A 22,390-nucleotide genomic window follows, 5' to 3' on the forward strand; every position below is an offset into this window, starting at 1 on the left:
CGGTACCCGCGCCGACAACGTCGTACCCCTCTGGCAAGCTCGCAGGGTGAGCTTCTCGACGCTGGCCGTGGTGATCATCTGCCTGGCGGCCGGGGCCGCGCTCGGCTGGCTGGCCGCGCGGCTGCGGGCCGCGGCCGACATCGCCAGGCTGGAGGCGACCCTCCAGGCCGGCCGGGACGGGGAGGAGCGCCTCGAGCAGTCGCTGCGGGCGCTCAGCTACGAGTCCACCGCCCAGTCGCAGGAGGCGGTCGCCCGCGCGGTGGCGCCCCTGCACGAAACGCTGCGCCGCTACGAGCAGCGGGTGGCCGAGCTGGAGCGTGACCGGGTGGACGCCTATGCGGAGTTGCGCGAGCAGGTGCGGGCCATGGGTCTGGTCTCCGGCGAGCTGCGCACCGAGACCAAACAGCTGGTCGCCGCGCTGCGTGCCCCGCAGGTCCGGGGCCGCTGGGGCGAGCACCAGCTGCGCCGCATCGTCGAGGCGGCCGGGCTGCTCGAGCACTGCGACTTCGCCGAGCAGGTCACGTCCAGCACCGACCACCAGGGCGTGCGCCCCGACATGGTGGTGCGGCTGCACGGCGGCCGGTCGGTGGTGGTGGACGCCAAGGCGCCGTTCGACGCGTACCTGTCGGCAATGGAGGCCCGCGACGAGCGCACCCGTGACACCCACCTCGACCAGCACGCCCGGGTGCTGCGGGGGCATGTGGACGCGCTGGCCGGCAAGGCGTACTGGACGGCTTTCGACCAGAGCCCCGACTTCGTCGTGCTGTTCGTGCCGGCCGACCCGTTCCTCGACGCCGCCCTGCAGCGCGACGCGACGCTGATGGAGCACGCGTTCGCCCGCAACGTCGTGCTGGCCACCCCGGCGACGCTGGTGGCGCTGCTGCGTACGGTCGCGTATTCCTGGCGGCAGGAGGCGCTGGCCCGCAACGCCCTGGCGGTGCACGGCCTGGCCCGCGAGCTGTACGGCCGCCTCGCCACCCTCGGCGACCACGTCGGCAAGCTCGGCGCGTCGCTCGGCGGGGCGGTGACGGCGTACAACCGCGCGGTCGGCTCGCTGGAGTCCCGGGTGCTGGTCAGCGCCCGCAAGCTCGCCGAGATGGGCGTCTCCGACGAGGAGCTGGCGGTGCCGGCGCAGGTCGAGCTGACCCCGCGGCAGCCGCAAGCACCGGAGCTGGTCGACGACTCCGGCTCGCCACTGTGGAGCTAGCGCAGGCGTGACGACGCCGCGGTCCCGTGCTTACGGGGCGATGTTGAGCAGGAGCCAGACCTGGTCGTCGGTGGGTTTCCAGGAGCAGGTGAAGTGGACGACCGCGGCACCGGTCGTCGCCGGGCTGCGCAGGCTCATGCACCCCGTGCTGGCCTTGTTGCGCAGGGCGATGCCGCGGTTGGGGGAGTTGTAGATGTCCCAGTGCTCGTCGGCGACGGGGTCGCTGCCGCAAGCCTGTATTCGCAGGACACCGGTGTCGCTCTCGCGTGGGGGGACTCGCAGGCATTGCCCGGTGGCAACGGAGATGAGCTGACTGCCGTCGGAGTCTGCGTGGAGTTTCCACTGCTGCTGCGCCGCGCCGGTAATGGGCTGCTGGGAGACGTTGCCATTGGCTTTCGGTGCTTCCAGCGCCCTGCCGGTCACCTGGTTCTTGAACACGAACGGGCGGTCGTAGGCGTAGGACGCCTCGGTGGCGCCCAGTTTCACGGTGCTGGGACCCGGGCGTACCGGGGTGCCCTGACCCGGTGGCGTGGCGGTGGTGGGATGGTGGGCCGGCTCGGGCGCGGTGCCGTTGCTGGTGGCGGGTGCCGGGAGCGCGGCGGATGCGGTGGTGGACGGCGTCGCGGAGTGCGCTGCCGTCGGCATTGCCGCTGCCGGGTCGGGCGGGGACTGATGGCGACTGCTGAGTGTGCCCACGAGGTATCCGGTCGCCGCCACGGTCAGGCTCACCGTGACTGCCTGCCATGGGCGTACCCGGCCGGTGCGTTGGGCCCGCTCGGGGCGGCGGTGCCGGCCCAGTGGCACGACGGTCGGCGCCGGGGCGTTCGTGGTGGTGGTCGTGGTAGCCGGTGCCCCGGAGGGTGCGGGCGGCCGAGTCTCCGCCGGAGAGGCGGTTGTCTCCGGCGGGTGCGGTGGGGTGGTGGGTCGCGGCCAGACTGCCGGCGAAGGCGACACGGCTGCCGGCGGGTGGTCCGGTCGGCTCGTGGACGGCTCGTTCACGATGGGGGTCTCCGCAGGGAGTTGGGCGCGCGCGGCGGCTGCCAGGTCCCACAGGTGTTCCACGCTCTGCGGGTCGTTGTCACCGCACGCTTGCGCGAAGCGCTGTACTGCTCGACGGTCGGGGAAGGACTCACCGCTGAGCCACCGGCTCAGCGTCGCGGCCGAGCAATGCACCTGCCGGCCGATCTGCGCCGAACTGGTCCCGCATGCCTCGCGCAGGGTGCGTAGCCGCACGACCAGGTTCCGGTGCTCATCGGTGAGCCCGTCGGTGATCGGTTTGAGACTGCGCCGGGTGGTTGCCCGCCCTGACGATTCCATACCTGACCTTCCGTCCGCTGTCGACCACTGTAGACACCAGCCATTCAAGATACTGAATGTTCTGGATCGTGGGCAGGCAGGAGACTTTGCCGGCGTTTCGGTGGCCCCGCCCGCGGCACCGGGCTGCGGGCGAGGCCTCCGACGGGTCAGCCGCTGGATTCGTCGGCGGGGACGAACTCGTCCCCGTCCGGTGCGGCTGCCGATGCGGACGGTCGCGGCGGCGGGACCGGATCGCAGCTAGGCCCCGGAGGGGCAGCGGCTCGGTCGGTGTCCGGACTCGCACACGGCTCCGGCCGGCACACAGGGCGCGGTGACTGCTCGGTGTCGGCGCTGGGATCGGGACGGGACGGGACGGGCTCCGGCGCAGCGCTGGCGGGCCGATCCGGTCCCGGCAGGATGACGGGTCCGGAACTGGGCCCGGGCAGCGGGACCGGTTCGATGCAGGGTACGGACGTGGACGGCACGGCAGTGGGATGCCCGTGTTCCTCATCGGGTGATGTGGCGGCGGGGAACACGACAGGTGCGTGACTGCCGCCGGCGGAAGGCACCCAGGGTGAGACGACGGCGAGTGCCACGGGGGCTGTGGAGGTGATGCCATAGTCCACTTCCCGGGCGGTACCGGCCCGGGTGATGTGGGTGACGTGGTCGCTGGCCTGCACGGTCGCGTCGTCGGGCAGGACGAACCGCGGATGACCGGGGTCGTTCCACACCTGCGGCGCCACGTTGAACGTGCCGAAGGCCTGCCACGGCGCCCCTGCGGTGGCGTCGGCGATCGCCTGCATCAGCGCCGGCATGTCCCTGCCTCCTGCCGTGGCGTGGAGGGTGAAGTACCAGGTGTCGCCCAGCCGGACGCCGAACGCCGGCAGCGAGCCCCGGCCGTACGGGTTGGTGACCACCATGAACCCGCCCGTGGGCTGGGCGGATGGCAGCAGCAGGGCCAGGTTCACCGGGCGGGCGTCCGCGTCGGCCGGCAACCAGTGGATGCGGTAACCGACGTCGTCCACCGTCCAGGTGTGCGTGCGGTAGGTGTAGGCGTCGCCGCCGTCGGCCGCCGCGATGGTGGTCGCGTCCCCGGCCGTGCCCGTCAGGGCGGCGATGTCGCCTGCCTCCTGCAACGCCATGACCACCGGGGCGCCGCCCGGGTCGTGCCGGCGCAACAGCGCGGCGATCTCCCCGCCGGGCCCTGCTTGACCGGGCGTCGACGTGCTTGGTGCTGCCTGTGCCGGCGCTGACGTGCTTGGTGCTGCCTGTGCCGGCGCTGACGTGCTTGGTGCTGCCTGTGCCGGCGCTGACGTGCTCGGCGCTGCCTGTCCGGACGCCGCGGCGCTCGGCTTCGCCGGGTCGGGGCTCGGCGTCGACGGAGTGGGGGTCGGCCGTGACGGGCCGGGCTGCGACGACGGTGGGAGCGCCGTGGCGGTGTCGTGCAGGTTGTAGGTGATCACGGTGGGTGCCGTGGTGGCGGCGTCCGCCGGGAGCATGGCCACCGCGCCGGCCAGGCCGGGAACGCTGAGGGCCAGAGCCCAGCCGGCGGCCCGGCGGCCCCACCGGGTCGGTGCCGGCCGGTGCGACACAGGCAGCGGGCGCGCGGACGAAACCGGCGTTGATGGAACCGAGCGTCGGCTCGCGCGATGCGCTCCGAGAGTGGGCGGGGATGCGGACGAGTTAGGCCTCGGGAAGATCAGCATGACGTTTTCCTTGCCCTGAAGAAGAACCGGAGGAAGGTCGTGACAGAGCCGTGGCACCGGCGGCGCCGGGGGCGGTGCCCCGCCCGCCGGGGCGTGGGGGCTTACGGCGGGCGGGGCGTCTGTGCGGGTGGCTAATGCGGCCGTGAGCGGGTGGCTGTCACCCGATGACTTCGCACAGCGGTGCCATGGGCTCGCAGGGCAGTTGGGGGCCGGGGCCGATGGGCAGGTCCCCTCCTTCGCCCGGCAGGGGCGGCGGAAGCTGCGGGCCGGGGCCGATCGGCCCCGGGTCGAGCGGCGGGGGTGCGACGGTGGGCGGTTCTCCTCCGGCGGTCAGGTTGACGCCGAACATGACCGGCCAGTGATCGGAGGAGATGCCGTTCTGCACCTCGGCGCTGTAGCCGACGATCTCGCGTGAGGCGATGGCGTAGTCCAGGGTGTTGCCGCTCTGCTGGGTGGCCCGGTCGGGGTAGTAGATGTGCGAGCCGTCGGGGATGCGGAACCCCCCTCGGGGGTCACGGTTGCCGTCGCCGATGACGATCCACTGCCATCCCCGCGGTGCGGCGTAGTCGGCGACCTGCTGCGTCATCGAGGGCAGGTCGAAGCCGCTACCGGAGGCGGCGTGCACGGTGACGTACAACGTGTCGCCGAAGCGCAGACCGAAGGCCGGCCGGTGTCCGGTGTCCTCGAAGAACACCACCTCGTCGGCCCGCTCCCAGGTCACCATTGCCAGGTTCTTCGCGTCCGGGCCAGGAGCGACCTCCATGAAGTAGACCAGCCGCGTGCGCTGCCCCGGCGGCTGCAGACGGCCCGCCTGAGCTGCGGTGAACGGCTGCCAAGTGAACTCGTGCACCTGCGTCGCCTCGACTCCGGGCGGGGCACTGACCGGTGGCAGTTCGTACGGTGCGTGGTTGATGGGAGTACCCCAGGTGTAGTCCACCTCGCCGTGCAGGTGGTCCAGCGTGCCGGCCTCCTGCAGGGCGACCACCGGGGCGCGCTGCGTCAGCTGGAAGACGTCGTTGCTGAGCTTGCCGGTCGAGCCCTGCATGTTGTAACCGATCGCAGTGCGGTCCTCGATGGCGGCGTGTGCCGGTGAGGACGGCGCCGCCACGGCGCTCAGCCCGGTGGCCGCGCACAGGGCGACGGCCAAGCCGGCGGCCCGGCGCGCCCACCGGTGCGGTGGCCGCCGGTGCGACACCGGCAGCGGGGGAGCCGACGAGATCAGCGGGGGTGAATCGGGTTCTGCCCGGTGACGTCCCACGGTCGGCGGCGATGACGCTGGTGCTGTTCGAGAGAACATCAGCACAGCGGTCTCCTTCCAGATCAGACATGGGTGCATGACGAACGGTCCCGGGCCCGGACCACTCCCCGCACCGCCCCGGCAACGAAGCACGGGTGGCGGGTGTGCACCCATCCTGCCCAGCGCGCTGCCCCTGCCGGCAAGGTCTGCATGTTGCGTTTGCCCAGGTCGGAACGTTGCGGAGAATCGCAAGGGCGTAGCAACGTTTCCGCGCCGTCTCGGCGCAACACCGGCAACGTCCGGATCAGGTGAGCCAGCGCCTACGCCGCCGTGGGAGCTGTCGCATCACGAAGCACTGCCGCTAGCGCAGGTGGCGGTCGAGTTCCCGGCGTAGCGCCCGCGGGCCGGGCCAGACCTGCGTGAGGTCGGCGGTGAATGCGGGGGCGCCGTCCTCCTCGTCGTGCAGCGCCGGCCAGCCCTCGTCGCCCTCGGCGACCGGGTGGACCCGATCGAGGTCGACCGGCGTCACGTCCAGGACGGTACGCAGGCCGGTGCGGCGTACCGCCACGTGCTCGATGTCCGGCCAGGCCAGCAGCACCGGGTCGCTGCCCTCGGCGGCGAGCTCCAGGCCCGCGGAGGAGGCCCGGACCCATGTCCGCAGCGCCGAGCGCGAGGACAGGGCGTAACCGCCGGCCACCAGTGTGGCGATCACCGCGCCCTGCGCCACCGTCGCCCACCACGGATCGTCCGGCGCTCCCAGCATCAGTGCGACCAGTGGCGAAACGGCCACGTACGCGACGAGCAGCACCGCGAACAGGGCCGCGAACGTCCGCCACGGCGAGGACCGGAACAGCACGGCATCGCCGGCGGGCGCCTCGACCTCCTCGGGAGGGATCGACATGCCCCCACCCTCAGGAGCTTGCCGACCGGCCGAACACCACGCCGGTGAGGGTGTAGTTCATGTTGCCCAGCCAGCTCTCGCCGTACGTGTGGAAGCCGGCGGCCGGGACGGTGCCGAGGCTGGTGATGAACTGGTCCTCCAGCTGCTGGGCGCCGATCTGCAGCTTGCGGTAGACGCAGTTGAAGAGCACGGCGCCGGAGGCCTGGCCGCCGACCTGGTCCACCGCGTCCCGCAGCGCGGCGGTGGTGTCGCGGACCAGATCCGTGTGCTTCATGAGCTCCACGTCCATGCCTTCGAGGATCTCGCAGGCGAACTTGAGCCCGTTGCCCTCCACCACTTCCTGGGCGCACCGGATCCACGGACTGCCGTCGATCATCAACCCGAGGGGGTTCCCCGCGAACCGGGCGAAGTCCAGCTCGTCGATGCTCGCGCCCACCGCCTCGGCGAAGACCTCGGCCGCCGGGCGCCCGTCCATCTCCCAGACGATGCGGCGCTCGTTGTCGGCCTTCGTGATGGCGAAGGTACGGCCCGCCGGCTCGAAGCTGGACGTCTTGACGATCGTGTACGGCACCGACAGCTCGAGGACGAGCAGGGCGACGCCGTTGGTCGACATGGTGGTGCCGCTGAACACCTGGGTCTCGACGAACTTCAGGTCGTCGGCCGCGGTGCCACCGACGAACGAGAGCAGCGGCGCCGCATCGCCGAGCGCCTCGTTCACCCGTTCCTCGACGGCGTGCGTACCGTCGATGAGCACGAGGCCGACGTACCGCTGCGGGTCGAGGTCGCGCAGGGAACTGCCCAGCTTCTCCTCGAGGACGGCGACCCCGGCCCGGATCCCCGCCTTGGGGTCGCCGTTCAGCTCCGCGACGGTCGCCACGGCGCGGCGTACGACGGATCCGGGCAGTGCCACCGCGGAGAGCCCGCCGTCGCTCAGGGCGTCCTGATGGAATTCTCCGGCGGTGGTGCACCCGATGGTCGGCACCCCGGGGAACCGCTCGGCGAACCGTGCGGCGATCGCCGCGCCGTCGTGGGTCGGCGCGGCGAAGAACGCCACCGCTGCCGCGTCGATGTCGCCCAGCTGGTCGAGCACGTCCCGGACAGCCGTGGCGGTGTCGGTCGCGGCGGAGTGGCCGCTGCGTGCCTCGCTCGCCAATGCCATGTCGGTCATCGGATACCTTCCCGGCCTAGAAGCTGTAGCCCATGTCGGCGAGCGCCGCCCGGACCTTCGTCACCGCGCCGGCGTCCGAGTTCTGCGTCGGTTTCGGCTCGCGGAGGCTCACTCCCGTCCGCAGGAGGACCCGGGTCGAGATGGCCATGAAGCTGGCGTTGTTGTTGAGCTGGCGCTCGAGGCCGGCAGCCAGCGTGCTGATCGTCGTCATCGGCGCCGCCCCGGCGAGCGCAGGAAATCGTGCAGCAGGCGCATGATGCCCAGCGTGCCACCACCGGGGAGGCCGCCAGGCCGGAACGGCGATAGTGACCGTCCCGTCCGGTCTCGGGTGCGCCGGACCGCGTGGCTCAGTTCGGCCGCAGGACGACCTTTCCCAGGTTGGCCCGCGCTTCGATGACCGCGTGGGCCGCGGCGGCGTCCTCGAGGCCGAACTCGGCGTGCACGGCGGGTCGCAGCTCCCCGGCGGCCAGCATGCGCCACAGCTGGGCCTCGTGGTCCGCGTACCGGTCCGGGTGGGTCGCGGCGAAGCGGCGCATCGTCATCCCGGTGATGGTCTTCGACCCGGCGAGCAGCTCGTACGCGGGAACGGTCCCGCCGCCCGAGTTGAAGAACACCAGGCGTCCGCCGGGCACGAGCGCGCCGACGAAGCCGGGGAGCAGGTCCCCGCCGACGGCGTCGAGCACCACGTCCACGCCCTCGTCCAGCTCCGGCAGCGCGTCGTACGTGACGACTTCGTCCGCGCCGAGGCTCCGCAGGAAGGCTGCCTTCGACGGGGTTCCGGCGGCGGCGACCACGCGCCGCCTCCCCCGGGACAGCTGGACCAGCAGGTGACCGACCCCGCTCGCGGCCCCGGTGATCAGCACGGACTCGTGCGGCCGGAGGTCCGCCGTGGCGAGGGCGGCGAGCGCGACGTGCCCGCTGCGGATCAGGGCGACCGCCTCGACCGCTGTCGCGCCGGGCGGGATCCGGGAGGACATCGCCGCCGGGACGGTCGCCAGATCCGTGTACGAGCCGGTGAAGGACAGCCCGACGACCCGGTCGCCGGGTGCGAAGCCGTCGACGCCGGGGCCGGACGCGACGACGGCCCCCGCCACCTCCCCGCCGAGCACGCCGGGCAGGGGCGTCTCCGGGTTCCGGGTCGCCCGCACCGCGGGGAGCGTGACGCCGATGGCTTCGACGCGTACCAGCAGCTCACCGGGACCGGGCACCGGGTCCGGAGCCGTTTCGAGGCGCAGTACCTCCGGCCCGCCGTGGGAGTGGAATCGAATGCGACGCATGGGCGGTCAGAACGCGCAGGCGATGACGAGCTCGGGCGTGCGGTCCGGCAGCATGTCGAGCTTGCCGATCCGGCCCGCCGCCTTCAGGTCGCCCTCGACCAGCGCCAGCCGGTCGAGCAGCGCCGCCGGCCCGAGGGCCTCCGCGAGCGGCACGTCCGCCTTCATCGACAGTTTGCGGTCCGACTTCGCGCGCCGGACCTGCCGCAGTGCCTCCCCGGCGAGGTCGAGCAGGCCCGCGTCACCGTCGGGCGCGACGCGCAGCAGCTCGTACTTCGTGGGCCAGGTCGCGCGGTGCACCGAGCCGTAGCGCCACCACGACCAGATCTCCTCCGTCGCGTACGGCAGGAACGGCGCGAACAACCGCAGCAGCACCGACAGGCCCGCCGCGAGCGCCGCCCGTGCCGAGTCGCCGTCCGCCCCCTCGGCGTACGCCCGGTCCTTGACGAGCTCGATGTAGTCGTCGCAGAACGTCCAGAAGTACGCCTCGGTGGTGGTCAGGGCGGTCGTGTGATCGTACCCGTCGAAGGCGGTCGTGGCCTGGTCGACCACCGTGGCGAGCCGGGCCAGCGAGGCCCGGTCGAGGGCCGTCGTGACGGGTTGCCGCAGCGCGTCGGCGGCGCCCAGCCCCAGGGCGAAACGCGAAGCGTTGAGCAGCTTGGTTGCGAGCCGCCGCCCGACCTTGATCTGGGCCGGGTCGAACGCCAGGTCGGCGCCCGGCCGTCCGTTGGCGGCCCAGTAGCGGACCGCGTCGGAGCCGCTCTGTTCCAGCAGGTCCATCGGCGTGACGACGTTGCCCTTGGACTTCGACATCTTCTTGCGGTCGGGGTCGAGGATCCAGCCGGACTGCACCGTCGTGTGCCACGGCAGCCGGCCGTGCTCGAAGCCCGAGCGCACGACGGAGTAGAACAGCCAGGTACGGATGATCTCCTGGCCCTGGGGCCGCAGGTCCATCGGGAACACCCGCTGGAACAGGTCATCGTCGGTGCTCCACCCGCCGACGATCTGCGGGGTGAGTGACGACGTGGCCCACGTGTCCATGACGTCCGGGTCGGCCGTGAAGCCGCCGGGGACGTCGCGCTGCGACTCGTCGAAGCCGGGCGGACACTCCGAGGATGGGTCGACGGGCAACGCCGAAACGTCCGGTATGAGAAGCTGGCCGTAGTCCGGCTCGCCAGCGTCGTCGAGCCGGTACCAGACCGGGATCGGGACGCCGAAGAACCGCTGACGGCTGATCAGCCAGTCGCCGGTGAGCCCGCCGACCCAGTGCTCGTAGCGGTGCCGCATGTGCTCCGGAATCCAGCGCAGCTCGCGGCCCCGGGCCAGCAGCGTGTCCCGCAGGTCGGCGTCGCGGCCGCCGTTGCGGATGAACCACTGCCGGCTGGTGACGATCTCCAGCGGCGAGTCGCCCCGCTCGTAGAACTTGACCGGGTGGGTGATCGGCCGGGGCTCGCCCAGCAGGTCGCCGGTCTCGCCGAGGATGCGGACGATTTCCCGCCGTGCGGCGGTGACGGTCAGGCCGGCGAACTGGGCGTACGCGGCCTCGGGGACGCCGGCCGGGCGGTCCGGCAGGAAGCGCCCGTCGCGGCCGAGCACGACGCGCGTCGCGAGCTTCAGGTCACGCCACCAGATGACGTCGGTCAGGTCGCCGAAGGTGCAGACCATGGCGATGCCGGTGCCCTTGTCGGGGTCGGCGAGGGCGTGGCCGTACACGGGAACCTCGACGTCGAAGAACGGGGTGCGCACGGCCTTGCCCACCAGCGGGTGGTCCGGGTGGCAGACGAGCGCGACGCAGGCGGGGAGCAGCTCCGGCCGGGTGGTGTCGACCTCGACCGGCCCATCCGGGCCGTGGAAGCGCAGCCGGTGATAGGCGCCGGGCCGTTCCCGGTCCTCGATCTCCGCCTGGGCGACGGCGGTGCGGAACCCGACGTCCCAGAGCGTCGGCGCCTCCGATGTGTACGCCTCCCCGCGCGCGAGGTTGTCGAGGAACGCCCGCTGGGAGACGGCCTGCGACTTGGGCCCGATGGTCGTGTACGTCATCGCCCAGTCGACGGACAGCCCCAGCCGCCGCCACAGCGCCTCGAACGCCTTCTCGTCCTCGGCGGTCAGCCTGTTGCAGAGCTCGACGAAGTTGCGCCGCGACACCGCGACGGCCGGCTTCGGTGGCTTCGCGGGTGGCTGCCACTGCGGGTCGTACGGCAGGGACGGGTCGCAGTAGACGCCGTGGACGTTCTGGACCCGCCGCTCGGTGGGCAGCCCGTTGTCGTCCCAGCCCATCGGGTAGAAGACGGTCTTGCCGCGCATGCGCTGGAACCGCGCGACGGTGTCGGTGTGCGTGTACGAGAAGACGTGCCCCATGTGCAGCTCGCCCGATACGGTCGGCGGAGGGGTGTCGATCGCGTACACGTCGGCGCGCTCCTTCGAGCGGTCGAACGCGTACGTGCCCTCCTCCTGCCAGCGGCGCGCCCACTTGTCCTCGAGGCCGTCCAGCGACGGCCGCTCGGGCAGACCGGCGCGCGCGGTCCTTCCCGTATCTGTCATGCGGCGATGCTACGGCTCCGGCGGCGCTCCGGCAGCCGGGTTTCGCCCTGGTGGCCGCAGCCGCGCGCACAACGTGTCGAACTCGGCGACGGCCCGCTGGATCCCCACGAGGAGGCCGTACAGCGGGGCGTTGCGGATGCCGAGGCTCTGTATCCGCTCGCCGGCCTGCAGCCGGATGGTGAACCGGTCGTCCCGCAGGACCGTCACCGCACCGAAGCGCCGGTACGGAACGGTGACGAGATGACCGCTGCGCAGGCGGCAGGCGAGCATGGTGTCGGTGAAGACGGCCACGGCGCTGCGGCCGATGCGCTTGCCGGTGACCACATGACGTACGGCGGTGCCCGGGTCGAGGCCCGCGCGGCTGCAGACCTGCGCGGTGTTCCACCTCGGCGGCTCGGAAACGGGAAGCAGCTCGCCGACGACGAGGTCGGCCGGTTCGACGGCGGCGTGCGGGGCCAATCCGAGCAGAGCGTTCGCCCGCGGTCGCAGGCCGGCCTCGCCGAGCATCGCCGCCAACGCGCACAGGTCAGGAAGCGGCAGGTGGGTGCGTAATGCCGCTGACAGCCGGTCGGCCTCCGGGTGACGGCCGGTGGTCTCGAGCAGAACCATCAGCTCCAGCTGGGTGGCGGCGATCGCCGGCGTCAGGCCCGGAACGACGTCGAGGACGCAGGCGATGTCCTGGGCGGGGCGCCGTGCGAGCGCCTCGTGCAACTGCTTGCGGGAGGCGGGTTCGGCCAGCTCCAGCAGGCTTTTCACGCAGGCGGCGGCCTCACCGTACGCACCGGAGAAGGCGGCGTCGAGCGAGGTGGCCGGGATCGGCAGTGAGCCCTGCAGCTCCCGCACCACGGGGCCGGGAAGTCCGCGCAGGGCCGGCGCGATCGCGGGTTCCCGCAACACCTGCGGGTCCACGTCGGCCGGCAGCGTCCCCAGTGCCCAGATCATCGCAGCGGCCGGCAGCCGGGCGGCGAGTTCGACGATCCTGGTAGCCGGGCATTGCGCGAGAACCGCAGACGCGTAGCGGCGCAGGTCGGCCGGGAGCGTGCCGAGCACATCCACCGACAGGCTGCGCTCGAGCACCAAGCGGGCGTAGGAGTCGTTCCCGGTGGCGGCGAAGCCTGCCACGACGGCGATGACGTCTCCGGGCGGCCGGGCGGCCGCATGCTCCAGGAGGCTGCGCGCCTCCATCGGCAGGCCGGCGTCGTGCAGGGCGATGACCGTCCGGACGGTGCTGCCCGGCGGCCGGCGCCCGAGTTCGGTGAGCATCAGCCGGCGCACCGCCGCCTGGTGCGGCAGCGTGTAGAGCTGCAGCGTCGCCTCGAGCAGGTCCCGGTCGTCGAGGTGCTCGAGCAGCTCGGCGGGGTCGGCCGGTGCCTGCGCGGTCCACAGCGCCGCGAGCAGGTTCACCCGGTCACGGCGCAGGCGATGTCGGGCCGCCATGAGACCGACCACGTCCCGGGCCTGCCGTTCGCGTCCGGCCCGGTGCATCGCGGCGGCCAGCCGCGCCGCCACGGCCACCGGGCGCGCCGCCACGAGTGCCGGCACCGCCTCGTACAGCGAGAAGGCGGCCTGTTCCTGGCCCGCGTCCCGCAGGGCGTCGGCGAACTCCGCCGTCCGCCCGGCCGGGAGCCGGGCGCCGAGCCCGGCCAGTACGGCGCCCACCCGGTCGTGCAGTCCGGCGGTGAGGAGTGCGACGAGCAGGGCGATCAGCGGGCGAGGCCGATCCATCCGGGCCTCGACCGCCGCTTCGAGCAGGACGTCCAGCGCCTCGGTGTCGTCGCTCTCGAGAAGCTGCGCGGCAACGGTGGTGACCCGGTCCGCAGGCTGCTCCGCGCAGGCGGCCAGCAGGTGTGCGACCTGCTCGCGCTGGCCGGTCTCGCGCAGCATCTCGACGAGCGTGACCAGCGACGCCGGTCGCCGCTGCGCGGCCGCCGCCAGCACGGCCCGGGCCTGTGCGGGGGCGCCGGCCCGGGTGACCTCGTCGACCACGGCGGCCACGCCCTGCTCGGTCCGGGTGGAGCCGACCGCCCGCAGCAGCCGGTCGGCGGCGTCGCTGTCCCGGCCGTTGAGCTCGGCGAGCAGCGCCCGCAGCTGGACGGGTGGCAGGTGCAGCGAGCGTTGCTCGTCGTCGCTCAGCGAGATCTCGTCCGCGAAACCGGCCCTGCCGCGGTCGTCGAGCCGGACGTTGCGCACCAGCGCGATCCGTCCGCCGCCGTTGCTGGCCCGCTGCTGCGGCGTGGGCCGCCCCGCCGCCTCCAGCGCGCTTCTGATCCGGGGATAGAGCGTGTTGAAGTCGAGGACGTCCGGGCCGTCCGGCACGCCGTCGCGGACCGCGCGCACGAAGGCGCCGGTGAACGCGGTGAGCCGCTCGGTCGGCGGAGCCAGCGCCACGGCGGTCTCCGCCGCGGCGGTCATGAGGTACGTGCCCTCGATGCGTACCCGGTCCCCGATCTCGTTGACGGCGCCCATGTTCGGCACCATCGCCATGCCGGCGTAGCAGCAGTCGAGCAGCACGACCTTGGCCGCCGGCCCCGGATGGTCCGTCATGATGCGGCGGATGTCGTCGAACCGTACGGCGTGCCACCACCGTTCGAGCCCCACGTCCTCCAGCGCCAGATACAGGTCGTACGCGTCCGGCTGCAGTACGCCGTGGCCCGCGTAGTAGAACACCAGCGCGTCCGACGCCTCACGGGCGGCGTCGGCGAGCGCGTCGAGCACCACGGACGGGTGTTCCGGGTCGAGCAGTCGTACGCAGTTCTCCTCGGGCAGGCCCCAGAACACCTCGTCGGTGAGGAGGTTCCCGATCTCCTCGAGGTTCGCCGCGACCGAGGGCAGCGGGTCGAGGTGCCGGTAGCGCGACGAGCCCACGATGACGGCGCGCGACTTGGCCGCGTCAGGCAGCATCAGCCGGATCCGTCCTCACGTGCCGTTGGGGATGAGCGGCGTCGTCCACGAGGACCCGCCCGGCCAGTCCGCCGCCGCCTTGCCCAGGCGGATCACCGGTACGGGCTTGCCGACCGGCCACAGGTCGTTCCCGGGCTGCTCCTGGAAGTACAGCGCGCCCGACGCCGCCGGTATCCGATCGGTGCTCGAACCGAAGAGGGCGTTGCGGACGTCCTCCGGCGTCGGGATCTCGGAGATCGCCGGAGCGCTGCCCCGGCCAGCGTTGCGCTGGGCCTTCGCCGCCGCGTCGCGCCGGGCGGCCCACACGGCGGCCACGACCGCGTCCCGGTGCATGATCGCGTAGCCGCTGGCCAGGTCGTCCTCGGTGAAGCCCAGACCGGCCGGTTCGGCGGAGGTGAACAGCCGGTGGAAGGCGGCGTACGGCTCGGGTGTCCCGGACCCGCCTGCGCCCCACGTGATCGGGTCGGTGGACGAGGCGTCCAGCACGCCGACGTGGGCGCCGTCGAGTTGTTCCCGGGCGATGGTGAGGCCCGTCGCCCCGGTGGCGATCATCAGCGGGCGTACCTTCTTCTGACACCGGCCCCGGGTGCCGAGGGCGTCGACGAAGGCCGGCAGGTCGCGGTCCCGTCCGCTGTAGAAGACGACGTCGGGGTCGACCGCGCAGATGTTGCGCACGATGTCCGAGAACAGCTGCGGGGTGCCGGGCGTCGGCGGCTTGCTGCCGTTGAACGCCTGGTTGTGGTCGTTGAGGTGGTACGTGCTGCCGAACGCCGCGATGAAGTTGGCCCGGAGCTTCTGCACGTAGTTGTCGTCGGGATTGCGGTCCCAGACCAGGTAACCGTCGCGGAGCTCCGGCCGGCGACCCAGGTAAGCGGCCAGTGCCGCGGTGTACTGCTGGTTCGGTGGCGAGACCTTGAAGAGCCACGGCGCGACCATGTCGTCGGCGGTGATGACCGCGCCGACGGCCGGGATCCCCAGGGTGCTGAGCCGCTCGCCGGCCATCCGCGTCTCCGGCACGCTGATACTCATCCCGGTCACCGCCACCAGCGGATGCGGGCCGTCCTTCAGCTTCCCCAACTCCTCGACCACCGACGACCAGGAGCTCTGATCGGCGCCCTCGTTCGCCAGCACGAGCTGGAACAGCGGCGTGGGGTCGCCCAGTTCGGAGGCCTTGCCGGAGTTCGCCTGCCGCTGGGCGGCGTACGCGCCCTGCAGCGAGTGCAGGACCTCGTCCTCGGCCAGCGCACTGCCGGTCGCCGCGGTCATCGGCATCAGCACCGCGATCCGCACGTACGGCTTGCCGGCCGGTGCCACCGCCTGGTCCCGTACCCGGACGTTCTCCGCCACGATCCGGGAGATGACGCCGTTGACCGCCGCGTCCCGCGAACCGAAGGGGTGGTCCCGTTCGACGATCCACCCGACGCACTCCGCGCCGGCTGTCGTCAACGTGAAGCCGTCCCCGGCGGTCGTCGACAGCCCCGGACAGGGCACGGCCGCACCGGGGTGGTCGTCCTCCCGGTGCAGGACCGCGTACCCGCCGGCCGCCACGGCGACGACCAGCAGGGCGATCACGATGGAGGTCAGCGTCCGCCGCCCCCTCGGGGTGGAAGGCGGATCCTCCACGGTCATGACGTCCACTGTCGCTCCTCGACGAACCCGGCGATCGGGAGGAGAGTCAAGCAGCGTTCTGCGGTGTCACGTCGCACAGGTCGTGTTCGTGACACCGCAAGGATGAATCGCTACCGCTCGTGCGCGAGCAGCCAGGTCTTGACGCCGAGGCCCCACCGGTAGCCGCGCAGGGTCCCGTCCGTGCCCAGCACCCGGTGGCATGGCACGAACAGCGCCGCGGCGTTGCGCGCGCATGCTGTCGCGGCCGCGCGGATCGCGGCGGGCCGGCCCGCCAGCTCCGCGAAGCCCGTGTACGTCACCGGCGCCCCCGGCTTGATCTCCCGCATGACCCGCCACGCGTGCGCCATGAACGGGCCGCCGGTGTGCTGCTCGACCGCCACCGCGTCGATGGCGGTCAGATCGCCGTCGAGATAGGACCGGACCGCGTCACCCACCGCACCCGGCGACGCCGCGGGCCGCGTCTCCTCCCGCAACTTCCCGTGTACGAGGGGAAGCAGCTCACCCACCTCAGCCGTGAAGCCGGACGCGCGTACCGCCCCGCCGTCGCTGACGACGTAGGTGAACGGGCCGGCCGGGGTGTCGAGGGTCGTGTACTCCATCATGCTGATCTCCAGAGTCGCATCAGGGCGTAGGAGCGCCAGGGCCGCCAGCGTTCGGCGTGCGCCTCGAGCGCCTTGGGGGAGTGCGGCATGCCGAGCGCGCTCGCGCCGCGCTGGACCGCCACATCGGTGGGAAGGAAGACGTCCGGGTCGCCGATCGCGCGCATCGCCACGTACCCGGCGGTCCACGCGCCGACGCCGGGCAGCTCGAGCAGCCGGGCGACGGACTCCTCGCGGTCGGCGCCCGGCTCGAGGTCGAGCTTGCCGTCGGCGACCGCCTCGGCCAGGGCGCGGATGGTGGCCCGGCGGGCGGCGGGCATCCGGAACGCCTCGTCGGGCAGGGCGGCCACGGTCGCGGCGGCCGGGAACCCGCGCAGCTCCGGTCCGGCGGGACCCAGCAGGCGGCTCAGCGTGGTGCGGGCGCCGGCGACCGAGACCTGCTGGCCGACGATCGCCCGTACCGCCATCTCGAAGCCGTCGACCGCGCGTGGTACCCGTACCCCCGGCTCGGTCTTGATCTGAGCGGTGAGCGCGGGATCGGCACCCAGCGTGCCGTCGACGGCGACCGGATCCGCGTCGAGGTCGAACAGCCGCCGGCAGCGGGCCACCGCGGGCGCCAGGTCCCGGACGTCCGCGAGCCGCAGCGTCGCGGAGACGAAGCGGTCGGCCGGGGTCAGCGCGACGGTCGCGCTGCCGTGCGGCAGATTCAACCCCCGCCGGTACGTCGCCCCGTCGCGCTCCTCGACGCCCGGAAGGGCTCGTGCGCCCAGGAAGTCCAGCAGGGCTCCGGCGTGCAGCGGCGCCCGGTACGCGAGCCGCAGCGAGATCGTCCCCGTCTCGACGTGCCGCGCCGGCCGCCGTTCCCGCAGGCCGCTGGGCGAGCGCGCGTACACCTCCTGGATGGTGTCGTTGAACTGCCGCACGCTGCCGAAACCCGAGGCGAACGCGATCTCGGCGAGGCCGAGGCCGGTCGTCTCGATCAGGATGCGCGCGGTCTGCGCGCGCTGGGCCCGCGCCAGGGCGAGCGGCCCGGCACCCAGCTCGGCGGTGAGCATCCGGTGCAGATGCCGCTCGGTGTAGCCGAGGCGCGAGGCCAGCCCCGGCACCCCTTCGCGGTCGACGACCCCGTCGCCGATGAGCCGCATGGCCCGGCCCACCACGTCCGCGCGGACGTCCCACTCCGGCGAGCCGGGAGCGGCGTCGGGCCGGCACCGGCGGCAGGCCCGGAAGCCGCCACGCTGGGCGGCCGCCGCGCTCGGGAAGAACGTGACGTTCTCCCGCTTGGGCGTGACGGCCGGGCAGGACGGGCGGCAGTAGATCCCGGTGGTCCGCACGGCCGTGTAGAACCAGCCGTCGAAGCGCTGGTCACGGCTGTCGACGGCCCGGTAGCACCGCTCGAAGTCCAGTTCCATGCCGACGAGTCTGCCCCCGGCCCGGCCGCCGTGGCTGGCGGGATTCGGACATGAGCGTCGGGCATCTATGCTGCCGCCATGAAGCTGTCCATCGGGGCACCCCCGGCCGCCAAGGCGTTCGGCGTCATCTTCGGCCTGGTGTTCGCCGCCGGCGGGGCCGCGTTCGCGCTCCTGCCGCTCGCCTTCGACGGTTTCCTCGGTCGGATGTTCGGCGGCGACGATTCGTGCCCGTCGCCCGACGAGGTTTCCGGCATTCCGCCGTCCATGCTGCCGCCGGAGATCCGCGACTGCGTGTCCGACGGCTCCTGGCTCCCGTTCGACGACGGCTTCGGCCCGATGCGCCTGATCGCCCTCTTCGGCGTGCCGTTCATCTTCCTCGGCCTGTACATAGCCCTCCGGACGTTGCGCACGGCCGCCTGGCTCGACGGCACGACGGTGTCCGTACGCGGCGCCCTCCGCACCAAGAAGATCGACCTGGCCAGGGCGGAGGTTTCCGGCGGCTCCTACACCCTGCGGCGCAACGTCGGCACCTCGTACGCCTCCGTCGAGCGCGTGCCGCAGCTCATCGCCCGGGATCCGGACAGCGGGCGTACCGTGACCATCCCGCTGCGCGGCATCGGCACCGCCCAGCTGCCGTCGTCCGAGCTTCGCGGGCTCGCGGACGCCATGCGGCCGGGCACCCCGGTGGCCGCCGACCTGCGCAAGATGGCGGACGATCCCCTCGGACTGCGCGCACCGTAGACTGGCCTGTCGTGAGCCTTACCATCGGGATCGTCGGCCTGCCCAACGTCGGCAAGAGCACCCTCTTCAACGCCCTGACCAAGAACGACGTGCTCGCCGCGAACTACCCGTTCGCGACGATCGAGCCCAACGTCGGCGTCGTGGGCCTCCCCGACGAGCGGCTGACCAAGCTGGCGGAGCTGTTCACCAGCGAGAAGATCATCCCGGCCCCGGTCTCGTTCGTCGACATCGCCGGCCTGGTCCGCGGCGCGTCGAAGGGCCAGGGCCGGGGCAACGCCTTCCTGGCGAACATCCGCGACGCCTCGGCCATCTGCCAGGTCGTCCGGGCCTTCTCCGACCCCAACGTCCTCCATGTCGACGGCAAGGTCTCCCCGGCCGACGACATCGAGACGATCAACACCGAGCTGATCCTGGCCGACCTCCAGACGGTCGAGAAGGCCCTGCCGCGTCTCCAGAAGGAAGCAAAACTCAAGAAGGACCGTGCCCCGGCCGTGGCCGCGGCCGAAGCGGCCTTCAAGCTGCTCAACGACGGCACCACCCTCTACGCGGGCGCCAAGGCGGCCGGCATCGATCTGGACCAGCTCGCCGAGCTGCACCTCCTGACGGTCAAGCCCTTCCTGTACGTCTTCAACGTCGACGAAGCCGAGCTGGGCAACGCCGCGTTCCTCGACGAGCTGCGCGCCCTGGTCGCCCCCGCCGAGGCCATCTTCATGGACGCGAAGATCGAGTCGGAGCTGATCGACCTGCCCGAGGACGAGGCGATGGAGCTCCTCGAATCGACGGGCCAGACCGAGCCGGGGCTGAACCAGCTCATCCGGGTCGGTTTCCAGACGCTGGGGCTGCAGACGTACCTGACGGCGGGCCCGAAGGAAGCCCGGGCGTGGGTCGTGCCGGTCGGGGCGACGGCCCCGGAAGCGGCGGGTGTCATCCATTCGGACTTCCAGCGCGGCTTCATCAAGGCCGAGATCGTCAGCTACGACGACCTGATCGCGGCAGGCTCGATGAGCGCGGCGAAGGCGGCGGGCAAGGTGCGCATGGAGGGCAAGGACTACGTCATGAAGGACGGGGACGTGGTGGAGTTCCGCTTCAACGTCTGACCAAAATCGGGCAGTGCGTCCTGCACTAGGCGTCGTTCTTGCCCCAGTTGCCGAGTGCGACGATCGCCTCGCGCAAGGCGAGCCCGCGATCGGTCAGCGCATAGGCCCGGGTGTTGTGTCGAAGCGGCAGGCGGACCAGCACGCCGGCCGCTTCGAGCTCGCGCAGGCGTGTCGCGAGCATGTTCGTCGGCACGCCGAGGTCGCGCTGCAGATCGCCGTAGCGTTGTGGCCCGTCGAGCAGCCGTTCCACGATGAGCAGGGCCCACCGTGCTCCGACGATGTCGAGGGCGGCGGCGAGGTCGCTCACGCGGCCGGATCGGCGTCCGTCTTCATCCAGAACGGTGAGTAGTGGTAGCCGTCGGGGTCGTCGAATTGGCGCTGGTACATGAAGGGGTAGTCGTCGGTGTCACCGATCCGCCCGCCGGCGGCGCCGGCGCGGTCGACGAGCTCGTCGACCGCCTCGCGGCTGCCCAGGTTGAACGAGACCGTGACCTTCGAGGGCGTCTGCGGTCCGCCGATCAGCTCTTCGACTCCGCCGACGCTCGCGTACATCTCGCGGCTGCCGAGCATGACGTACTGCTCGGGCGCGATCGCGAAGCACGACACGTTGTGGTCGGACATCTCGGCGTTGAGGGTCCAGCCGAGGGCGGTGTAGAAGGCGGTTGCGCGCTCGACGCTCTCGACCGGGCAGGTGATGAAGAGGCTCATGCGGGCCATACTTGCAAAATGCAAGTGGCCCGTCAAGGGGCGTGCGTCCCCCTGAGGTCCACTAGCGCAGCAACGATTAAGGCCCCGGTTCAAAAGCCTCGAAGCTCGACCCTTGCCCTCCGACTGCCGACCCGCGTGAGGCTGATCATCAGGTGATCCCGGCTCAGCTCCGGCGGCCGGGCACCAGCCTGTCCAAGTCGAGGTCGACCGCGAACGGCGTAGGGCTGTGCAGCTCGCGGCGATGGATGGCGGTCGGCACGTACGACCGGGTCGGCCCGTCGAGCTCGTACGCGTGCACGACGGGGGCCCCGTCCTCCGCCTCGACACGCCAGTACTTCGTGATGCCGGCCTCTGCGTACTTGCGCAGCTTGACGGTCCCGTCACGGTGCGCGGACTCGAGTGAAACCACCTCGACAACCAGGAGCACCTCGTCCGGCGTGAAGAACGTCCTCCGGCCCCGGTGGTTCGGCGGACGCCGTGGGTGAGTACCGCCACACCTTTCACCCGAGGTGAACTCTTTCTCCTCGCTGATAGGCAGGGATACAGGAATTGCCCGAACGGGCCCTGGCCTCGCCTCGCGCGCCATTGTGCTCCACATCGGAAAGTGCGGGATCGCGCAGTGTGGATCAGGCCTCCACGCCTAGTGATCTTGACGATCGGGCGCCGAAATCGAAAGGATCTCGCACCGAAAGTTCATCGGGGAAAAACGGGGGATCGTCAGCAATGAAGCTGTATTTGAAACACGCCACCGCGGCCATGGCGGTCGGCATCGCGGTGGTGCTCGCGGGCACGCATTCCGCTGTCGCCGCCGAGCCGGAATCGCCGGCCGCCGCGCCCGACTCCACGTCGGTCGTCATCGACCGCGCGGTGCAGGACATCGCGCTCGTGAAGCCTGCCGTTCGTGACGCCGAAGGCGTCGCCGGCGCCGGCAGCGTCACTGAGCTGCGGACCGACCGGCCCTCGGCCGACATCGAGTACGCCGGCCGTAGCATCACCGTCGCCCTGGCGGCGGGCGAGGGCGACAAGGTGGCCGGCACCGAGCACTCTTCCACCTTCGAGGACGTCGCACCCGCGACGGACGCCGAGGTGCGTACGGTGCCGGGCGGCGCCCAGTTCTTCAGTGTCATGCAGGACGCGTCGGCCGGCTCCCAGCAGCGGTACGTGCTCGGCCTGGCCTCCGGCACGCGTCTCGCCCCTGCGGGTGACGGCGGATACGTCCTGGTCGACGGTGCGGACGAGGCGATCGGCCGGATCGATGCTCCCTGGGCGGTGGACGCGGCCGGCAAGTCGCTGGCCACCAGCTTCGCCCTGGACGGCAACGTGCTGGTCCAGTCGACCGACCTGACCGGTGCGGCGTTCCCTGTGGTCGCCGACCCGAAGGTGTCGTTCGGGATCGGTATCTACGTCCGGTACCAGCGGTCCGAGGTCAAGGACTTCAAGGACAAGGGCAAGTTCGTCGGCGCGACCGCGCTGATGGGGGCGGCCTGCGGCAAGATTCCCGTCGGATGGTTGGCGGTTGCCTGCGGTGCCTCTCTCGCCGTCGTCAGTTCCTCCGTTCTCGGTACGTTCGACAATGCGTCCAAGAAGGACCGGTGCGTGGAGCTGAAGTTCAATTATCAGGGCATCATCACGGAGTGGAAGACGAAGGCCAAGGGTTCCTGGTGCAAGTGAATTTTGAGTCCGGTGGCCGGGCGAGGGTAGGGTGCGGGTCATGAATTCGGTGAATGCGCGATCCAATGGGCGAGGTTTGCTGGTCGCGGCGGGCGGTTTCATCCTTTATGCGCTCGTGGCCCGTGGCCGCGACTGGGATGTCAGCGCGTGGGCCCTGGCGGCGCTGATCTGCGCATTCACCGGTGGCGTTTTCGCCGTCTCCGACGCCCGCCGGCGGCGCAGGGCCGCCGCGGCCGAGAATTCCTGATCGAACGCGCGGTCCAGGGGCCCTCCGGGCCGCCGGAGGTCCCCTGGATAGCCTG

The 22,390-nt window shown here is 71.8% G+C and carries 20 protein-coding genes and 1 pseudogene; 5 read left to right on the top strand and 16 right to left on the bottom strand.

The annotated features are described in order from the left end of the window. The first annotated feature begins 46 nt into the window (after positions 1-46). Positions 47-1,207, top strand: coding sequence for a DNA recombination protein RmuC (locus ACIBO8_RS04840; protein ID WP_396113721.1), 1,161 nt, complete (start codon positions 47-49; stop codon positions 1,205-1,207). Between the two features lie 30 nt (positions 1,208-1,237). Here ACIBO8_RS04840 and ACIBO8_RS04845 read toward each other — a convergent pair whose 3' ends face one another. The 13 genes and pseudogenes from ACIBO8_RS04845 to ACIBO8_RS04905 all read right to left on the bottom strand — a co-directional run bounded on the left by ACIBO8_RS04845 (position 1,238) and on the right by ACIBO8_RS04905 (position 17,871). Beyond that, positions 1,238-1,936: an RICIN domain-containing protein gene (locus tag ACIBO8_RS04845; protein WP_396113896.1), complete on the bottom strand. Its 699-nt coding sequence runs from the start codon at positions 1,934-1,936 to the stop codon at positions 1,238-1,240. A 360-nt stretch (positions 1,937-2,296) separates the two neighbouring features. Beyond that, positions 2,297-2,524 (bottom strand): annotated as a pseudogene (locus ACIBO8_RS04850) (helix-turn-helix domain-containing protein); the annotation flags it as partial. Positions 2,525-2,670: 146 nt separating this feature from the next. Continuing rightward, a complete protein-coding gene (locus ACIBO8_RS04855) occupies positions 2,671-4,095 on the bottom strand; it encodes a hypothetical protein (protein WP_396113722.1) in 1,425 nt (474 codons plus the stop codon). A gap of 271 nt (positions 4,096-4,366) precedes the next feature. Beyond that, positions 4,367-5,467 (bottom strand): hypothetical protein, encoded by a 1,101-nt coding sequence (locus ACIBO8_RS04860; RefSeq protein WP_396113723.1) that lies wholly within the window; start codon positions 5,465-5,467, stop codon positions 4,367-4,369. A 340-nt stretch (positions 5,468-5,807) separates the two neighbouring features. Then, on the bottom strand, positions 5,808-6,347 hold the full coding sequence (locus ACIBO8_RS04865) for a hypothetical protein (RefSeq protein WP_396113724.1): 540 nt from the start codon (positions 6,345-6,347) through the stop codon (positions 5,808-5,810). Positions 6,348-6,357: 10 nt separating this feature from the next. After that, positions 6,358-7,515, bottom strand: coding sequence for an FIST signal transduction protein (locus ACIBO8_RS04870; RefSeq protein WP_396113725.1), 1,158 nt, complete (start codon positions 7,513-7,515; stop codon positions 6,358-6,360). A gap of 16 nt (positions 7,516-7,531) precedes the next feature. Then, positions 7,532-7,726 carry a hypothetical protein gene (locus ACIBO8_RS04875; protein WP_396113726.1) on the bottom strand — a complete coding sequence of 65 codons (195 nt, stop codon included), beginning with the start codon at positions 7,724-7,726 and terminating at the stop codon, positions 7,532-7,534. A 136-nt stretch (positions 7,727-7,862) separates the two neighbouring features. Further along, entirely contained in the window at positions 7,863-8,792 is a 930-nt protein-coding gene (locus ACIBO8_RS04880; protein ID WP_396113727.1) for a zinc-binding alcohol dehydrogenase family protein, read from the bottom strand. A 6-nt stretch (positions 8,793-8,798) separates the two neighbouring features. Then, positions 8,799-11,330: a valine--tRNA ligase gene (valS, locus tag ACIBO8_RS04885; RefSeq protein WP_396113728.1), complete on the bottom strand. Its 2,532-nt coding sequence runs from the start codon at positions 11,328-11,330 to the stop codon at positions 8,799-8,801. 9 nt (positions 11,331-11,339) lie between these two features. Further along, positions 11,340-14,231 (bottom strand): caspase family protein, encoded by a 2,892-nt coding sequence (locus ACIBO8_RS04890; RefSeq protein ID WP_396113729.1) that lies wholly within the window; start codon positions 14,229-14,231, stop codon positions 11,340-11,342. Positions 14,232-14,246: 15 nt separating this feature from the next. Continuing rightward, on the bottom strand, positions 14,247-15,869 hold the full coding sequence (locus tag ACIBO8_RS04895; RefSeq protein ID WP_396113730.1) for an ABC transporter substrate-binding protein: 1,623 nt from the start codon (positions 15,867-15,869) through the stop codon (positions 14,247-14,249). Positions 15,870-15,970: 101 nt separating this feature from the next. After that, on the bottom strand, positions 15,971-16,468 hold the full coding sequence (locus ACIBO8_RS04900; protein WP_396113897.1) for a methylated-DNA--[protein]-cysteine S-methyltransferase: 498 nt from the start codon (positions 16,466-16,468) through the stop codon (positions 15,971-15,973). After that, entirely contained in the window at positions 16,459-17,871 is a 1,413-nt protein-coding gene (locus ACIBO8_RS04905) for an AlkA N-terminal domain-containing protein (protein WP_396113731.1), read from the bottom strand. Before ACIBO8_RS04905 ends, ACIBO8_RS04900 begins: the two co-directional genes overlap by 10 nt. 78 nt (positions 17,872-17,949) lie before the next feature. Here ACIBO8_RS04905 and ACIBO8_RS04910 point away from each other — a divergent pair, with 78 nt between their 5' ends. Next, a complete protein-coding gene (locus ACIBO8_RS04910; RefSeq protein WP_396113732.1) occupies positions 17,950-18,612 on the top strand; it encodes a hypothetical protein in 663 nt (220 codons plus the stop codon). Between the two features lie 11 nt (positions 18,613-18,623). Then, positions 18,624-19,709, top strand: coding sequence for a redox-regulated ATPase YchF (gene ychF / locus ACIBO8_RS04915; protein ID WP_396113733.1), 1,086 nt, complete (start codon positions 18,624-18,626; stop codon positions 19,707-19,709). A 25-nt stretch (positions 19,710-19,734) separates the two neighbouring features. On the opposite strand, the gene ACIBO8_RS04920 is transcribed toward ychF, so the two are convergent. The 3 genes from ACIBO8_RS04920 to ACIBO8_RS04930 all read right to left on the bottom strand — a co-directional run bounded on the left by ACIBO8_RS04920 (position 19,735) and on the right by ACIBO8_RS04930 (position 21,015). Continuing rightward, positions 19,735-20,016 carry a winged helix-turn-helix transcriptional regulator gene (locus tag ACIBO8_RS04920; RefSeq protein WP_396113734.1) on the bottom strand — a complete coding sequence of 94 codons (282 nt, stop codon included), beginning with the start codon at positions 20,014-20,016 and terminating at the stop codon, positions 19,735-19,737. Beyond that, complete coding sequence (locus ACIBO8_RS04925) at positions 20,013-20,417, bottom strand: VOC family protein (protein ID WP_396113735.1); 405 nt, start codon at positions 20,415-20,417, stop codon at positions 20,013-20,015. Before ACIBO8_RS04925 ends, ACIBO8_RS04920 begins: the two co-directional genes overlap by 4 nt. A 163-nt stretch (positions 20,418-20,580) precedes the next feature. Next, a complete protein-coding gene (locus ACIBO8_RS04930) occupies positions 20,581-21,015 on the bottom strand; it encodes a Uma2 family endonuclease (protein WP_396113736.1) in 435 nt (144 codons plus the stop codon). A 125-nt stretch (positions 21,016-21,140) separates the two neighbouring features. Between ACIBO8_RS04930 and ACIBO8_RS04935 the strand changes: the two genes are divergently transcribed. Together ACIBO8_RS04935 and ACIBO8_RS04940 are read left to right on the top strand one after the other, a co-directional pair. Then, positions 21,141-22,088, top strand: a complete 948-nt coding sequence (locus ACIBO8_RS04935; protein ID WP_396113737.1) for a hypothetical protein — start codon at positions 21,141-21,143, stop codon at positions 22,086-22,088. A gap of 40 nt (positions 22,089-22,128) precedes the next feature. Then, positions 22,129-22,335 carry a hypothetical protein gene (locus tag ACIBO8_RS04940; protein ID WP_396113738.1) on the top strand — a complete coding sequence of 69 codons (207 nt, stop codon included), beginning with the start codon at positions 22,129-22,131 and terminating at the stop codon, positions 22,333-22,335. Positions 22,336-22,390: the final 55 nt, after the last annotated feature.

It is taken from the genome of Actinoplanes sp. NPDC049681 (assembly GCF_044465265.1).
Taxonomy (GTDB): Bacteria; Actinomycetota; Actinomycetes; order Mycobacteriales; family Micromonosporaceae; genus Actinoplanes.

What these genes read in the sequence shown, in the direction of transcription:
- ACIBO8_RS04865 (WP_396113724.1), bottom strand. Translation starts at nt 6,347, where the DNA reads ATGTCGATCCCTCCCGAGGAGGTCGAGGCGCCCGCCGGCGATGCCGTG.
- ACIBO8_RS04870 (WP_396113725.1), bottom strand. Translation starts at nt 7,515, where the DNA reads ATGACCGACATGGCATTGGCGAGCGAGGCACGCAGCGGCCACTCCGCC.
- ACIBO8_RS04875 (WP_396113726.1), bottom strand. Translation starts at nt 7,726, where the DNA reads ATGACGACGATCAGCACGCTGGCTGCCGGCCTCGAGCGCCAGCTCAAC.
- ACIBO8_RS04880 (WP_396113727.1), bottom strand. Translation starts at nt 8,792, where the DNA reads ATGCGTCGCATTCGATTCCACTCCCACGGCGGGCCGGAGGTACTGCGC.
- valS (WP_396113728.1), bottom strand. Translation starts at nt 11,330, where the DNA reads ATGACAGATACGGGAAGGACCGCGCGCGCCGGTCTGCCCGAGCGGCCG.
- ACIBO8_RS04890 (WP_396113729.1), bottom strand. Translation starts at nt 14,231, where the DNA reads ATGCTGCCTGACGCGGCCAAGTCGCGCGCCGTCATCGTGGGCTCGTCG.
- ACIBO8_RS04905 (WP_396113731.1), bottom strand. Translation starts at nt 17,871, where the DNA reads ATGGAACTGGACTTCGAGCGGTGCTACCGGGCCGTCGACAGCCGTGAC.
- ACIBO8_RS04910 (WP_396113732.1), top strand. Translation starts at nt 17,950, where the DNA reads ATGAAGCTGTCCATCGGGGCACCCCCGGCCGCCAAGGCGTTCGGCGTC.
- ACIBO8_RS04925 (WP_396113735.1), bottom strand. Translation starts at nt 20,417, where the DNA reads ATGAGCCTCTTCATCACCTGCCCGGTCGAGAGCGTCGAGCGCGCAACC.
- ACIBO8_RS04930 (WP_396113736.1), bottom strand. Translation starts at nt 21,015, where the DNA reads ATGTGGAGCACAATGGCGCGCGAGGCGAGGCCAGGGCCCGTTCGGGCA.
- ACIBO8_RS04935 (WP_396113737.1), top strand. Translation starts at nt 21,141, where the DNA reads ATGAAGCTGTATTTGAAACACGCCACCGCGGCCATGGCGGTCGGCATC.
- ACIBO8_RS04940 (WP_396113738.1), top strand. Translation starts at nt 22,129, where the DNA reads ATGAATTCGGTGAATGCGCGATCCAATGGGCGAGGTTTGCTGGTCGCG.